This is a genomic window from Mesorhizobium sp. ESP7-2 (genome assembly GCF_020164715.1).
In the GTDB taxonomy this organism is placed as follows: Bacteria; Pseudomonadota; Alphaproteobacteria; order Rhizobiales; family Rhizobiaceae; genus Mesorhizobium.
Genome location: NZ_JAIUGQ010000005.1, coordinates 226,941 through 241,757, shown reverse-complemented (window position 1 = coordinate 241,757; position 14,817 = coordinate 226,941). Strand labels below are relative to the sequence as shown.

The window sequence follows — 14,817 nt, the reverse complement described above, 5'->3', positions numbered from 1 at the left end:
GCCAGCGCTCACGCATGAGCGGCCCCTTCGGGGCCTATGCTCCGCGAGGGCGCCGGTAAACCGGCGACGCGCAGTCGCGCTTGCGGGCTTCGCCCGAAGGCAAACTGCAAACGTCGCCTTGGCACAGAAAACAGCTTCTCGAACAACGTGCGTTTTGCCGACCTGGTGGTCATGGCGGAGCGGCTGCACCCGATCCCATTCCGAACTCGGCCGTGAAACGCTCCAGCGCTGATGGTACTTCGTCTCAAGACGCGGGAGAGTAGGTCGCTGCCAGGTCTGCTAAACGCACGTTTATGTGTCACATCGTACTTTCCAAAAATCGAAGCCGATTTTTGGGTCGATGTGATGAAATCTTCTCTGCACATGGCCCGCCAACGGGAAACCTCGGGCCGCCCTAAGCGGCCCTTTCATTTGGTGGACATCCTTACTATCTGTAGGCCTCGGCTTACGTCCAACGGTTGACGCGGGGTGGAGCAGCCCGGTAGCTCGTCAGGCTCATAACCTGAAGGTCACAGGTTCAAATCCTGTCCCCGCAACCAATTTTATCATAAATCAATAACCGTCCCGATCTAATCGGGGCGGTTTTTGCGTTTGAGGAATGCGGTTCTTCTTCTCGGCAGCCGCGTCGCGGCAGCACCAAGGCGGAGCCAAATGAAGGCGTCCGCACGGTCCCTCCGCCCCCCAATACAGTACAGCTGCCGCTCGAAGCAGTGAAGCAGTTGACGATCAGGACATCGAGCAAATCTGCGTCGACATCGCCGAAAAGGAAAGCGGCGTTGCCCGGGCAGAATTGAAACGGGTTTCCGGCGTCGCGCAATTCGGCGTCGATGTCGCGGGCTTCTCGGACGCGCAGACGCGTTAGAGTCCCGCCCGGTCCGGCATCACGCGGCAGTGAAACAGAGCGTGCCGCAGATTGCTGGATCGCAGAATCGGTGTTTCCCGTGCGCTCGCAGAAAAGGCCCCAAGCAAGGAAGCTCGGGGCCGAGGTTCGATGGGCCGTCAAACTTGTGCGGCTCCGCCGTCAACGAAGACCTCACTACCGGTCATGAAGCTGCTTTCGTCCGAGGCAAGGAAGAGCGCCACAGCAGCAGTCTCCTCGGGGTGCCCGACACGGCCGAGCGGTATCTGCATGGCAAGGCCCTTCAGCAAGACATCCTCCTCTCCAGCCTCTGCTAGACCCTTGAGGCCGGGTGTCTCAGTGGCGCCGGGAGAGAGCACGTTCACACGGATGCCTGCCCCCTTCAGGTCCAGCGCCCAGCTTCGGGCGAAATTGCGGATTGCAGCCTTGGTCGCGCTGTAGACGCCGAATGCAGGCGTTCCCGTCGAGCCGGTGGTCGAGCCGGTGAGGATGATGGATCCACCGGCCCGCATAAGCGGCAGCGCCTTCTGCACCGTGAAGAGCGTGCCTTTGACGTTGACGTCGAACGTCAAATCGAATGACGCTTCATCGATGGCGCCAAGCGGAGCCAGCTTTCCGAGCCCCGCATTGGCGAACAGAACGTCTATTCGTCCGCTCTTTGCACGCACTGCCGCGAACAGCCGATCAAGATCATCCAGACGCGAAACGTCGCCGTGCACCGCTGTCACTGCGGAGCCGATCTCTTCGACCGCCCTGTCCAGTTCCTCCTGACGACGGCCGGTAATAAAAATTTCTGCGCCTTCCGCCACAAACCGTTTGGCGGTAGCCAGACCGATGCCACTGTTGCCGCCAGTTATGACGACGATTTTACCTTCAAGCCTGCCCATCTCGATCTCCTGGAAAATGATGACCGCTTCGATCTAGAGGCTTGCTTTTCTTTCTTCCAGTATGCACATTTTGGTAAGTGACATTTTAGCAAGAACTAATTGGAGCATACGAAATGGCGACACCTAGCTTTATCTGCGGGCTGGACGCTGCGTTGGCTGTCATCGGTGGCAAGTGGAAGCCTTTGATCCTGTTCCACCTTGCTCACGAAGCCCGACGCTATGGTGACCTGAGGCGCGCCATCGGCAATGTCAGTGACAAGATGCTCATCCAGCAACTCAAGGAACTGGAGGCTGATGGGATCGTCGACCGGCTCGACTTCAAGGAAATTCCGCCGAAAGTCGAGTATTCCCTCACTGCGTTTGGCCAGACCCTTGCCGGAGCCTTGAAGCCACTCTGCGCCTGGGGAACGGAACATATGATCGAAGTCGAGAAACTCATGTCACGCCGCGGCGCTTCCGAGGTGGAGAAAGTCGCCTGAATTTCAGAATATCTCGCAGGCAAGCTATAGGGTCTCGCAGGTGGCTATAGCGTGAAAATTGTGCCCATCTGCATCTTCCCGGACGGCTGGACGATTTGAACCGTAGCGGCATTTCTCCAAATCAGACGTAAGTTCGCTTTCCTGCCGCTCCAGAAGCGGACGGTCCCCTTCCGGCCTTGAGGACGAAGCCGCTCGCGCGACACCGGCGCCCGTAGTGACGGTGCGGCAATGATCTGAACGCCGTGCATTCTGTGGGTTTGCCATCTTGATCGAGAAGCCGACGCATGTCAGGCAGCGCTTCACCGTCGGCTACTGATTGATGCCGGCTGCGAGGCTGGCGGTGATTTCTCATGGCCCGGCGTTACGGGCGACAGGCCTGGTCGTGCGGGCCGCTGGCGGAATCGCCGCTGTGGTTTCAAGGGCAGGCTTCAGGCTGGAAACAGGAAGGCGGAAGCAGGATCGAAAAAGATCCGCCTGCCCGTGGCGCAATCCGCGCTATCCGGTTCCACCGCATCCGAAGTCGGCCTGACATCGATCTCATCGCCGCCGGCGGTTCGCGCCACGACGCGCTTGCGGTCGCCGAAGAAGGCGGTATCGACGATCTCGACGGCAAGTGCTGCGCTCGCCGGCCCAGGCGTGAGCCGGAACGCTTCAGGGCGCACCATCAGGCGGGCCTTCTGGCCGCGATCGAAGGCCTGTGTGGTCTTAACGCCGCTCACGACCGAGCCGTCGGCCAGGCGCACGGTCGATGCGCCATTGGCGGTTTCCAGATGCTCGGCGGGCAGGAAATTCGAGTTGCCGATGAAGCCGGCGACGAACTCGCTGGCCGGCCTGAGATAAAGGTCCTCGCCGGTACCGATCTGTTCGATGCGCCCCTCCTTGAACAGGGCGATGCGGTCCGACAGATGGAGCGCCTCCTCCTGGTCGTGGGTGACATAGAGTATGGTGACGCCGGTCTCGCGGTGGATGCGGCGGATCTCGGCCTGGATCTCCTGGCGCAGTTTCTTGTCGAGCGCCGACAGCGGCTCGTCCATCAAGAGAATCGGCGGATCGTAGGCGAGCGCGCGGGCAAGCGCCACGCGCTGTTGCTGGCCGCCCGACAGCGCGCCGGGATAGCGGCCAGCGAAATTCTCCAGCCGCACCAGCGCCAGCATGTCGGCGACCTTCTTTTTCACTTCGGCGTCGGGGCGGCCGCGCACACGCAGCGGAAAGGCAACGTTCTCGGCAACACTCAGATGCGGAAACAGCGTGTAGCGCTGGAAGACCATGCCGATGTTACGCTTGTGCGACGGCACTGAAAGCAGCGACTTGTCCTCCAGCAGGACGTCGCCGGAGGACGGGTCCTGGAATCCGGCGATCGCGTAGAGCGTCGTCGATTTGCCGGAGCCGGACGGCCCGAGGAAGGTCAGGAATTCGCCCTTGGGCACATCGATGGTGACATCGTGGACGGCGACGAAGGCGCCGAACGTCTTTCTCACCGCGCGTATGGACAGGAATGGCCGGGTCATCTCGATAATTTTCTGCGAAGGAGTGCGGTCACGATCATCAGGCACAAGGTCAGGCCGACGAGCAGGCTGGAGGCGGCGGCGACGACCGGACTGAGGTCGGCGCGCAAACTGCCCCAGATCTTCACCGGCAAGGTCTGCAAGGTCGGGCTCGCCATGAAGATCGCCACCACGACCTCGTCCCACGAGGCGAGGAAGGAAAAGATTGCCGCCGAGAAGATGCCGATCCGGATCGAGGGCAAGGTGATCCGCAGCCGCGCCTGCAGCGGGCTGGCGCCGCAGACGATGGCTGCATCCTCGATGGATTTGTCGAAGCCCTCGAGCGCGGCGGTGATCGGAATGATTGCGAAGGGCAGTGCGAGGACGGTGTGCGCGATGACGAAGCCGATCGTGGTGCCGGCCAGCCCGATGCGCAGGAAGAAAGCGTAGACGGCGATGGCGAACACGACCACCGGCAGCACCATGGGCGTCAGCAGCAGCCCGCGCAGGATTTGCCGCCCGCGAAATTCGCCCCGGACCAAAGCGAAGGACGCGAACAGCCCGATGACGACGGCGAGGATGGCGGCCATGGCGGCGATTTTTGCGCTGGTCAGCGCGGCATCGATCCAGGTCGGGTCGGCCAACAACTGCTCGTACCATTTCAGAGTCCAGCCGGGCGGTGGAAAGGCCAGCCAGCGCGAGGAGCCGAACGACAAGAGCACGATGAAGACCACCGGCAGCAGCAGGAAAGCCGCGACAAGCGCGGTGAAGCCGGCAAGCGCCACGCGCAGCCATCCGAGCCTGTCATAGTCGAGCAGCATGTCAGAGTCCTCCGGCGGGGCGCTTGGCGCCAACGAGGCGAAGCTGGAGCGCGTAGAGCGCCATAGTGGCGACCAGGAGCACGAAGGCGGCGGCACTGCCGAGCCCCCAGTTGAGCAGCGACTGCACCGTCTGGGCGATCATCTCGGCCAGCATCATGTTGGATGTGCCGCCGAGCAGGGCAGGCGTGACGAAATAGCCAAGCGACATGACGAAGACCATCAGCCCGCCGGCGGCGATGCCGGGAAGCGACAGCGGCAACAGGATGCGGCGGAAGGCCTGGTACGGGGTTGCCCCGCAAAGAGCGGCGGCGCGCAGCGTCATCGGGTCGATGGCACGCAGCGTGCCGACCAGCGGCAGGATCATGAAGGGCAGCATGATGTAGACCATGCCGATGGTGACGCCGGTGAGGTTGTTGATCAGCGGCAGGGGCTCCTGGATGATGCCCAGGCCCATCAGCGTCCTGTTGATCACCCCCGTGCGTTGCAGCAATACCATCCAGGCATAGGTGCGGGTGAGCAGGTTGGTCCACATCGACAGGATGATGATGCCGAAAACCAGCGAGCCGAAGGCCGGCGGCATGATCGCCAGCATCCAGGCGACCGGAAACGCCACCACGATCGTGACGGCGGTGACGACGGCGGCGACCAGGAAGGTGTTCAGGAACACCCGGGCATAGGTGCCGCTGCCAAGCAGCGCGGCGTAGTTCTGCAGACCGGGCTCGGGATCGGTGACGCTGCGCAGCAAAAGAGCGATGACCGGCACGACGAAGAACAAGCCGACCAGAACCAGGGCCGGCAAGGAACCACCGCTGCCGGCCGGCAGGCCGGCAATGGCGCCGCGTTTGAGAGAATTTCGTTGCATCGGCCGGTTCCCGTTGCCCGAACGGGGCGCGGTTCCCGCGCCCCGCCGGTTCCTGTGGCGCTACTTGGTCTGCCAGGCGTACCAGCGCGTGGCGATCTCGTCGCGATGCTCGGCCCAGTAGTTCATGTCGAGGTTGATCTGGCCGTCGACATGGGCGTCGGGCAAGGCCTTGACCGCATCGGCCGGCATCTCGGCCTTGGCCTTGGTATTGATCGGCGCATAGCCGCTGGCCTCGGCGAATTTCGCCTGGCCGGCCGGGCTGGTGGCAGCGGCCAGGAACTTCATGGCGCTATCCTTGTTCTTCGCCCCTTTCGGTACGACCAGAACGTCGGCGGCAGTGAGGTTCTGGTTCCAGGAGACACCGACATCGGTTCCGTCCTGCTGCAGCGCGAAGACGCGGCCGTTCCAGAGCTGGCCGAAGGCAGCCTCGCCGGAGGCGATCAGCTGCTGCGACTCCGCGCCACCGCCCCACCAGACAATATCAGACTTGATGGTGTCGAGCTTCTTGAAGGCACGGTCGAGGTCGAGCGGATAGAGCTTGTCCGCCGGCACGCCGTCGGCGAGCAGCGCGATCTCGATGACGCCCGGCGCCGACCATTTGTAGAAGGTCCGTTTGCCGGGGAACTTCTTGGTGTCGAACATGTCGGCCCAACTGGCCGGTTCACCGGAGACCGCGCCCTTGTTCCAGGCGAGCACGAAGGAATAGTAGAAGCTGCCGACGGCATGCTCGTTGCTGAAGCGGGGGTCGAGATCGGCCTTGGGCACGATCGCATAGTCGATAGTCTCCAGCAGGCCATCCTTGGCGGCCTTTATGGCGAAGTCCATCTCGACGTCGACGACATCCCAGGTGACGTTGCCGGCGTCGACCATGGCCTTGAGCTTGCCGTAGTCGGTCGGCCCGTCCTGCAGCACCTTGATGCCGGAGCTCGCCTCGAAGGGCGCTGCCCAGGATTTGGTCTGCGCTTCCTGCGTGGTGCCGCCCCAGCTGGTGAACGCCATTTCATCGGCCTTGGCGGCGGTCGCCGCGAGCAGTCCGGCCAGAATGCCGGTCAAAATCAGTTTCATTTTATTCTCCTCTGTTGGTCTGTTCTTGTTTTTCTCAGTGCACCTGCGCCCGACGCTGTTCAGCGCATGACGAAGGGATCGGGGATCGGCTCGTCCGACGTCTTGATCCAGACGGATTTCGAGCGCGTGTAATCTCTGATGGCATCGAGGCCGCCCTCGCGACCGAGCCCGGAATGGCCGTAACCACCAAAGGGAACGAGCGGCGACACGGCGCGATAGGTGTTGACCCAGACCACGCCGGCATGGATGTCGCGCGCCATGCGGTGCGCCTTGCCGAGATTGCTGGTGAACACGCCGGAAGCCAGCCCGAAGGGCGTGTCGTTGGCGAGCGCTAGCGCTTGTGCCTCGGTGTCGAAGGCGAGCACGCTGAGCACAGGCCCGAACAATTCCTCGCGCACGCAGGGCAGATCGGTGCTGCCGGCATCGACGATGGTCGGCGCGTAGTAGAAACCGGGGCCGCCGGGACGTGTCCCACCGGTGATAAGCTTGCCGCCCTTGTCGAGGCTTTCCACGACGATCTTCTCGATCCAGTCGCGCTGCCGTTGCGTGGCGAGCGGACCCATTTCGGTGGCCGGGTCCTGCGGATCGCCGATCCTGATCGCCTCGGCCTTGCGCTTCAGCCGGGCGAGGAACTCGTCCTTCACCGAACCTTCGACCAGCAGGCGCGAGCCGGCGACGCAGCTCTGGCCGGTCGCCGCAAAAATGCCGGCGACCACCGCATTGGCGGCGCTGTCGAGATCGGCGTCGGCGAAGACCACGACCGGGCTCTTGCCGCCGAGTTCGAGCGTCGTATAGGCGAGATTTTCCGCCGTGTTCCTGACGATCGCACGCGCCGTGGACGGGCCGCCGGTGAAGGCGACGCGCGAGACCAGCGGGTGGCTGGTCAGGCGGCGGCCGCAATCCTGGCCGAAGCCGGTGAGAATGTTGACGGTGCCTTCGGGAAAGCCGGCCTGCTGGACGAGCTCGGCGAAGGCGAGCAACGGCGCCGGGCCGTCCTCGGAGGCCTTGAGCACGACCGTGCAGCCGGCCGCCAGCGCCGGGCCGAGCTTGACGGCGGAGAGGAAGAGCTGCGAATTCCATGGCACGACCGCGGCAACGACGCCGATCGGCTCGCGGCGGATGGTGACGTCGAGGTCCGCCTTGTCGATCGGCACATGCGCGCCTTCATGCTTGTCGGCGAGCCCGCCATAATAGCGGTAGTAGTCCCCGACATAGGCGATCTGGGCGCGGGTCTCGCGAATGATCTTGCCGGTGTCGCGCGTCTCGAGTTCGGCGAGACGTCCGGCATTGGCGGCGACGAGGTCACCGAGCTTGACCAGCAGTTTGCCGCGCGCGGTGGCGGTCGTCTTTCGCCACGCGTCGGACCGCAGCGCCCGGTGCGCCGCTTCGACGGCGCGGTCGACATCGGCTTCGCTCGCCGCCGGCATCCTGGCCCACGGCGTACCCGTCGACGGATCTACGCTGTCGAAGGTCGCGGACGGCTCGTCGAAGCGGCCGTCGATGTAGTTCCTGAAAAGAGCGTCGGTCATGGGCTCGCTATCAGAGGAAGGCCGGCATCACCCGGTCGATGAACAGTTGCAGCGATTTCTTCTTGCGTTCGTGCGAGAGCCCGCTGTCGATCCAGATCGAGTACTGGTCGTAGCCGAGCGCCTCATAGGCCTTCAGCCGGGCAATGACTTCGTCCGCTTCGCCGATCACCAGGTTCTGTCGGATCTTGTCTGGCGCATATTGCGGCATCGCGGCGATCTCATCCTCTGTGAGCGGCTCCAATACGCCTTGATGCACCGGCTTCTTGTTCTGGAACCAGGCGCCGAACTGGCAGTAGAAACTCGACAGGTCCCGGGCTAGCCGGTCGGCATCGGCCGCGTCCTCGGCGACGAATGTGTGCATCAAGAGCATGATTTCCGGCCGGGCGATGTCCGGATGTGCGTCGCAAGCGGCGTTGAAGCGCTGCATCAGGCTCGACACCTCGTCGTCGCCTGAAGCTAGCGGCGTCACCTGGATCTTGCATCCGTTGGCGACGGCAAAATCGTGCGAGTTCGGGTCGCGCGCCGCCACCCAGATCGGCGGATAGGGTTTCTGCAAGGGCTTGGGCGAGGAGGTGGTCGGCGGGAACGACCAGAACTCGCCGGAGAGTTCGAAGTCGCCGTCCCATAGGCCACGGATCGCCGGCACCATTTCGCGCATGCGCTGGCCGGCGCCCCAGGCGTCGAGCCCGGGGAACAGACGTTGATATTCGTAGCTATAGGCGCCGCGCGCGATACCGATGTCGAGCCGGCCGCTGCTGATGACGTCGGCCATGGCCGCTTCGCCGGCAAGCTTGATCGGATGCCAGAACGGCGCAACGATCGTGCCCGTGCCGAGACGGATGCGGCTCGTTTTGGCCGCCAGATAAGCGATGTTGATAAACGGGTTCGGCGAGATGGTGAATTCCATGCCGTGATGCTCGCCGATCCAGGCCGTCTCGAAGCCGGCCTGCTCCGCTTGCAGGACCAATTCCTCAAGCTCACTCACCAGCTCCGAATGCGGCTTGGCGAGATCCGACCGTTCCATATGCACGAAGAGCGAGAACTTCATCTGTGGTCACCTGTATAGGAGGCAGCGGACACAGGCGCTTTGCCTAGCGGCCTGACTTCGCCTTCCATCTCATTGCCGACATAGACGCCAAAGGCGTCCTGCGTGCATTCCCTGACATAGCGGGCAAGCATCGAGCGGACCGCCGGATCGACGATCTTCAAGTCGCCGATCGCGTCGATGTCGACCAGCCGGATGCCACGATCGCTGGAGGCGGGCACGTCGAACGTGCCGCGATAATAGACATGCGTGCGCGCCGAATTGCCAGCGTCGTCCCAGACGGCGAAGAGGAAGCCGAGCTGGGCCTCGATAGCCTTGGCGGCAAGCAGGCCCCGGAGGCTATTGCCATCGCCGGCCGAGCCCAGTCCCCGGCCGCGCGGCAGTTCGAAGCCATCAGCCGTTTCCAGGAACAGCACCCTGCCGCCATTTTCGAGGATGGCGCCGACATCGGTGCCGGGCTGGGCGGCGGCAAGCGCCTCCTGGCTGAGGCCGGGTGCGATATAGGCGCCGCGGCAGTAGCCGAGAGGCTGCGAGGAGTTGTGCTCGAAGTCGCGTACGCGGCCGATAAGGATCGAATGGTCGCCCGCGTCGACCAGCCGCTCCATGTCGCAGTCGAAGGACGCGACCGAGCCGTCCAGCAACGGACTGCCGGTCTGTCCCGGGCGCCAGGCCACGGAGGCAAACTTGTCGGCCGCTTTCGAGGCGAAGATGCCGGATGCCGCCTTCTGATCCTCGTTGAGGATGTTGATGGCGAAGCTCTTCGAGGTGGCGAAGACGGGATGGCCCAAGGCCTTGTGCGCGACGCAGACGAGTACCAGCGGCGGATCGAGCGACACCGAGGTGAAAGAGTTGGCTGTGAAGCCGCGCGGCTCGCCGTCGGGCCCGATCGTGGTGACGATGGTGACGCCGGTAAGGAAGGAGCCGAGTGCGCGGCGGAACTCGCCGCTGTCGAAACCAGAAGTCACCATCCCATCCCCTTGCTCCGCCGCTTCGAGGAAGTCGACGATGCGGCGCGTGGTGCGGTCCGGTGCGGCCACCGCCATCATGTGCCGTTCGCCGGCAAGTACGATGCAGCGGCCATGCGGCGCCAGCCGTGCCATGGCGGCCGACATTGCCGGCGATGAGTTCCTGTCCTCGGACCCGGTCATGAACAGGGCCGGCACGGCTAGCGTCTGCAGGCGCTCGGCGTGGTCGCCGTCGGCGCGGGCGAACAGGCGATAGGTGCGGGCGTAGCCTTCCGGGTCGACCGCGCCAAGCGCGGATGCCGTCTTGCCCGCAGCCGCCTCGAGTTCGGCCGGCACTGGATCTCCGAACCAGCGGGTGATGGTCTGTGCCGTGCCGGCCGCGTCGCCCCGGCCGGTGAGGGCGGCCGCGCGCTGACGGACGGCCTCGGCCAATTCTGGTGGACGCCGGAACACGGCATTCAGCGATACGATGCCGAGCACGCGCTGGGGTGCCCGCAACGCAAGCTCCTGGGCGACGAGCGCGCCCATCGAGTGGCCGACGACCGACACCTTGTCGAGGCCGAGGTGATCGAGCAGGCGAATGGCCTGATCGGCATAGTCGGCCAGTTCCGGGCTCGGTGGCGGCAGCGGCGACCGGCCATGGCCGAGCATGTCGATGGCGATCACATCCCATTTGCCGGCCATCCGTTCGATCTGCGGCTGCCAGATCGCGGCGTTCATGCCGACACCATGGATGAACAGCACCGGCGCGCCCGAGCCGGCTCGGATGAAGCCGGTGCCATCAGGCGCCGTATCCTGTCGAGCCCATGCCGATGCGGGTGCGTCAGCCATGCAGGTCGCCCACTTCCTTGAGGTCCTGGTAGCGGTCGCCAATACGATGGTGCGGCCGGCCGCCGATCGAGGCGCCGAGCGCCACCACCAACTCGTCCGGCGCCGGCGCGTCGCCGATCTGGAAATGCACCGTCAGGTAGTGCGAGCGCCGACCCTCGTCGTTCTTGTCCATCAGCGGGATCATGATGGGCGTGTTCGGGCCACCGCGCAGATTGGTGAAGGCAAGATAAGTCTTGGCGGCAACCGCGCGGCGGTAGTGATTGCCGAAATGCAGTGTGTGGATCAGTGCCGAGGCGTGTTCGATCTCGCCCGACGTACCGCAGATGGCGGCCTTGCCGTAGCCCTCGATGGCGTCGCCCGAACCGGCGATGGCGATGATTTCACGGGTCAGTGTCTCTCCCAGCACGGGCGCACAGGCGCGGATTTCGGGCGACAGATCCTCGGCGAAGCCGCGTCCGGCCCACGGATTGGTAAGCACCGCCGCGACGCCGATGAGGCGTAGCGGCCGAGGCGCTGCCTTGCCGCCTTCGATCAGCGTGTTCTCGGTGTAGGTGACGATCTTGCGAATGACGGGCTGCATGAAATCCTCGGTCGTCGATGCCATATCATCTTATGGTATACCATGCTATGGAGCGCCAAGTAACTTGTCAACCGGCCATGGAATCTGTTTTCGTGGCGAGGCAGGAGACCGCCCATGTCAGACGACACGCTACGCATCGATCGCAGCGCCAAGACCTTGAGAACGCTGGCGCTGGAGCGCATGCGCGAGGCGATCATGGATTTCCATTTCCAGCCCGGCGAAAGGCTGGTCGAGCGGCCGCTTTGCGACCAGCTCGGCGTCAGCCGTTCGGTCGTGCGCGAGGTCTTGCGGCAGCTGGAGGCCGAAGGCCTGGTGCAGATGATACCGGGGCACGGGCCGGCGGTGGCCAAGCCGGACCTTGGCCGCACCGACGAGATCTATGAGCTCAGGGCCCTGCTCGAAGGCATAGCCGCGCGTGCCTGCGCCATGTCCGCGACGAATGCGCAACTGACCCTGCTCGACAGTGCGCTCGCCGATCTTTTCGAAGCCTGGGCATCCGGCAAGCCGGCCGAGGTGATGCGGGCGACGACAAAGTTTTACGAAGTGCTTTTCGACGCGGCCGACAAGCGCGTCGCCTGGGAGATCGTGACCGGGCTCAATGTGCGTATCAACCAGCTGCGTTCCATGACCATTCTCTCGGAAAATCGCCGCGTACCGGCGATTGCCGAGATGACCGAGATCATGGATGCCATCAGATCGCGCAAGCCCGACGAGGCCGAAGCGGCGGCGCGGCGGCATGTCGAATCCGCTTGGCAGATCGCCCGCACGACGCTTCGGCTGCCACCGGCGTAACCGGCACCGGCTCAGGCGCCACTGGCCAAGGCCGCGCGCAGCCATGCGGCGATGGCGTCGAAGTCGATCGGCTGCGTCGTATCGACGTCGAACAGCGGTCCGCGCCGTAGCGGTTCGGCGCGCTTGGCCAGTTCTATCAGTTCAGGGATGTAGGCAGCGCCGGGATGGCCGGGGAGACGCTGACCGAGCCGGGCGCCATAACGTTCGGCCAGAAGCTCGCCGGGCGCGTGGCACCAGATTTCGACGGTGTGTTCGACGCCGGCCTTGCGCAGATGATCTTCGAGCACTTGCCGCGGCTGGAAGCCGAACCAGGCATCGACGATGAAGGTGCTGTCGGCCGGAGCGTCGCCGACCACCGACCAGATTGCCTGGTAGCTGGCGCGGCCCAGCGTGCGATTGAATTCGCGGTCGGCGCCGCCGAGCACTTCGAGGAATGGGTTCTTGATCGTGTCGAGTGCAAGCAGCGGCCATCCCATGCGATCGGCGATGCCGCGCGACACCGTGCTCTTGCCGCTGGCCGGGATGCCGTTGACGAGCACGGCGCGTTTGGCGCGGCCAGGCTGAACGGCAAGCGATGTCGGCGCCGAAAGCGCCTGGAGCGCGGCGCCGATCACACCGGCATCGTCGCCGAGCTGCGCCGGCGCTACCGGGCATTGGTACCACGGCGCCAACGCCGGCGCGTGTTCGAGCGCTCTGTGTGCCGCTAGGCCAAGCCCACCGCCAAGCAGGACGAGATCGGGGTCGAACATGGCGACGGTGGTATCGATCGCCGCGCGCAGCGGTCTTGCCCAGGCTTCCAGTATGCCGCGCGCCTTGATATCGCCGGCCGCGTCACGGGCAAAGAGTTGGTCGACCGAAACGTCGGGACCCAAGCCGGCGCGCGCGATGTGGCGGCCAAGTGCCGTGCCGGAACTGGTGGTTTCGACACAGCCGCGCCGCTCGCAGGCGCAGACTTCGCCGTTAACGTCGACGGTGATGTGGCCCAGTTGCCCCGCCGTCGCCCGGCCGCGCATAATCCGTCGGTTCTGGATGACGGCGCCGCCAATGCCGGTGCCGATGGTGAACATGACGATGTTGTCATGGCCCCGACCGGCGCCAAGCGCCATCTCGGCGGCCAGCGCCATGTTGCAGTCATTGTCGAGAATGACAGGCTTGCCGGTCATGCTTTCCAGTCGCCGCGCGAGCGCGACCGAGGCGAGATTGACATAGCCTCCCGACAGGACCGCGCCGCGGCGCGCGTCGACGCGGCCGGGAACGCCGACGCCGATGGCCGCCACATCAGGCGTATCGAGAACGCGCACCATGTCAGCGATGCGGCCAAGCACCAGCTCCGGGTCGGGCGTGCTCTTCTCGGAAAGACGTTTGAGGATTTCACCTTTGCCCGAGATGCGAGCGGCACGCAAATTGGTGCCGCCGATATCGATCCCTATGGCCATCGACTTTTGTGGCATGACATCCTGCACGTGCCGGTGATCCAACAGGATATCAGGCGGCGACCTTCCGCCGATAGTGCCCGATCACCGCCTGGATCTCGCGCAGTCGCGGCACCGCGATAGTCTCAAGCCTTTCGCGCTGAATGTCACGATCGAGCGAGATGCAGTCCTTCCACAGCGAACGGCCGGCGATCACACCGGAGGCGCCATTCTGCATGGCGATCTCGACCTGGCCGAGGAAGGTGGCGTGATTGACGCCAGCCGAAAGTACGGCCCACGGCACTTCGCCGGCCATTTCCGTGATGGTGGCGCAGGCTTCCGGCGTTCCGGGGTAGGGAAGCTTCAACACCTTCGCGCCGCATTCCAGCGAAATCCTCGTACCTTCCTCTACCAGCCAGGGCGTCTTGGCCGCATAGTCCTCGGGGCTTTCCCCTTCGAGCTGGTAGGTCAGGAATTCGACGACGAGCAGCAAGTCCTCCTTGCCGAAATCGGCGATGCATTGGCGCAGGATGGCGATGTTGTGTTCGTTGGCTTGCGGCTTGTCGGCCCGCAGATAGACCATGATCTTGCCACCCGTGCCGCCGAGTTCGCGCACGCGCCGCGCATCGATGCCGGGAACCAGCCGCGACAGGCGGTAGCCTTCCGGCGAGACGTCGAAACCGGACGCGTCGAGGCCGATGAGGAGTGCGGTATCCCGGTTCAGCACGCCCTCGTCCACAACCCGCGGCACCGCGCAGAGCGGGTCGAGCAGTACACAGGAGGCCGCACTTGCGAGGTAGCGCGTGATGTCGGCCTTGGTGTCGCCGAGCATGTCGTTGGTGATCCTGGCCTGGTCCTCGGGGTCCGACGCCAGCAAGGTGCGCATGCCGCCGCGCTGGTCGCAGGCGATGGCCACCATGGCTCCATCCTTGCCGCATATCTGCTGGTAGCCGCGCAGTTCCGCGGTGGTCATCTTCGTCATGGTTTTCTTCTGTCCGATGTTGGCGCGCCGACGGCGCTGATCCCGTGGAACAATGGTCAGTTTGCCCGCCTGCCGGCAGGAAGATTTTGCCGCCTGATGCATCGCCGGCCGCTGGGATAAGCAGCCTTGCCGGCGTGGCCCTCAAAGTTGCGAGTTCGCCGGATTTGCGCGATAACTCCCATCGGCGTATACGTGTGTAACACGTTGCTGAAAGGAATTGCAAG

At 64.3% G+C, this 14,817-nt stretch carries 13 protein-coding genes, 1 tRNA gene and 1 rRNA gene; 4 read left to right on the top strand and 11 right to left on the bottom strand.

The annotated features are described in order from the left end of the window. Positions 1–161 precede the first annotated feature (161 nt). Together rrf and LB543_RS08005 are read left to right on the top strand one after the other, a co-directional pair. Positions 162–276 (top strand): 5S ribosomal RNA (gene rrf, locus LB543_RS08010). A gap of 186 nt (positions 277–462) precedes the next feature. Then, positions 463–539, top strand: a tRNA-Met gene (locus LB543_RS08005). Between the two features lie 460 nt (positions 540–999). Here LB543_RS08005 and LB543_RS08000 read toward each other — a convergent pair. After that, on the bottom strand, positions 1,000–1,746 hold the full coding sequence (locus LB543_RS08000) for an SDR family NAD(P)-dependent oxidoreductase (protein ID WP_224613687.1): 747 nt from the start codon (positions 1,744–1,746) through the stop codon (positions 1,000–1,002). 113 nt (positions 1,747–1,859) lie between these two features. Here LB543_RS08000 and LB543_RS07995 point away from each other — a divergent pair, with 113 nt between their 5' ends. Beyond that, positions 1,860–2,225 (top strand): winged helix-turn-helix transcriptional regulator, encoded by a 366-nt coding sequence (locus LB543_RS07995; protein WP_140765386.1) that lies wholly within the window; start codon positions 1,860–1,862, stop codon positions 2,223–2,225. A 428-nt stretch (positions 2,226–2,653) separates the two neighbouring features. On the opposite strand, the gene LB543_RS07990 is transcribed toward LB543_RS07995, so the two are convergent. The 8 genes from LB543_RS07990 to LB543_RS07955 are packed head-to-tail and all read right to left on the bottom strand — an operon-like array spanning position 2,654 to position 11,407. Next, a complete protein-coding gene (locus LB543_RS07990) occupies positions 2,654–3,733 on the bottom strand; it encodes an ABC transporter ATP-binding protein (RefSeq protein ID WP_224613686.1) in 1,080 nt (359 codons plus the stop codon). Further along, positions 3,730–4,530, bottom strand: coding sequence for an ABC transporter permease (locus tag LB543_RS07985; RefSeq protein ID WP_140765380.1), 801 nt, complete (start codon positions 4,528–4,530; stop codon positions 3,730–3,732). The genes LB543_RS07990 and LB543_RS07985 overlap by 4 nt, the downstream gene beginning before the upstream one ends. 1 nt (position 4,531) lies before the next feature. Beyond that, the gene (locus LB543_RS07980) at positions 4,532–5,392 is read right to left on the bottom strand and encodes an ABC transporter permease (protein ID WP_224613685.1); all 861 of its coding nucleotides are present in this window, start codon (positions 5,390–5,392) and stop codon (positions 4,532–4,534) included. Between the two features lie 60 nt (positions 5,393–5,452). After that, positions 5,453–6,457, bottom strand: coding sequence for an ABC transporter substrate-binding protein (locus LB543_RS07975; protein WP_224613684.1), 1,005 nt, complete (start codon positions 6,455–6,457; stop codon positions 5,453–5,455). Positions 6,458–6,516: 59 nt separating this feature from the next. Continuing rightward, positions 6,517–7,986 (bottom strand): aldehyde dehydrogenase, encoded by a 1,470-nt coding sequence (locus tag LB543_RS07970; protein ID WP_224613683.1) that lies wholly within the window; start codon positions 7,984–7,986, stop codon positions 6,517–6,519. A gap of 10 nt (positions 7,987–7,996) precedes the next feature. Continuing rightward, positions 7,997–9,034, bottom strand: coding sequence for an LLM class flavin-dependent oxidoreductase (locus tag LB543_RS07965; RefSeq protein WP_140765372.1), 1,038 nt, complete (start codon positions 9,032–9,034; stop codon positions 7,997–7,999). After that, positions 9,031–10,827, bottom strand: a complete 1,797-nt coding sequence (locus LB543_RS07960) for an alpha/beta fold hydrolase (protein ID WP_224613682.1) — start codon at positions 10,825–10,827, stop codon at positions 9,031–9,033. The genes LB543_RS07965 and LB543_RS07960 overlap by 4 nt, the downstream gene beginning before the upstream one ends. Beyond that, positions 10,820–11,407, bottom strand: a complete 588-nt coding sequence (locus tag LB543_RS07955) for an amino acid synthesis family protein (protein ID WP_224613691.1) — start codon at positions 11,405–11,407, stop codon at positions 10,820–10,822. Before LB543_RS07955 ends, LB543_RS07960 begins: the two co-directional genes overlap by 8 nt. 114 nt (positions 11,408–11,521) lie before the next feature. Here LB543_RS07955 and LB543_RS07950 point away from each other — a divergent pair, with 114 nt between their 5' ends. Next, positions 11,522–12,199 (top strand): GntR family transcriptional regulator, encoded by a 678-nt coding sequence (locus tag LB543_RS07950; protein WP_140765366.1) that lies wholly within the window; start codon positions 11,522–11,524, stop codon positions 12,197–12,199. Positions 12,200–12,210: 11 nt separating this feature from the next. Here the strand turns inward: LB543_RS07950 and LB543_RS07945 are convergent, their stop codons facing one another. Together LB543_RS07945 and LB543_RS07940 are read right to left on the bottom strand one after the other, a co-directional pair. Then, entirely contained in the window at positions 12,211–13,650 is a 1,440-nt protein-coding gene (locus tag LB543_RS07945) for an ROK family protein (RefSeq protein WP_224613681.1), read from the bottom strand. 34 nt (positions 13,651–13,684) lie between these two features. Then, on the bottom strand, positions 13,685–14,593 hold the full coding sequence (locus LB543_RS07940; protein WP_140765362.1) for a tagatose-bisphosphate aldolase: 909 nt from the start codon (positions 14,591–14,593) through the stop codon (positions 13,685–13,687). Positions 14,594–14,817 lie beyond the last annotated feature (224 nt).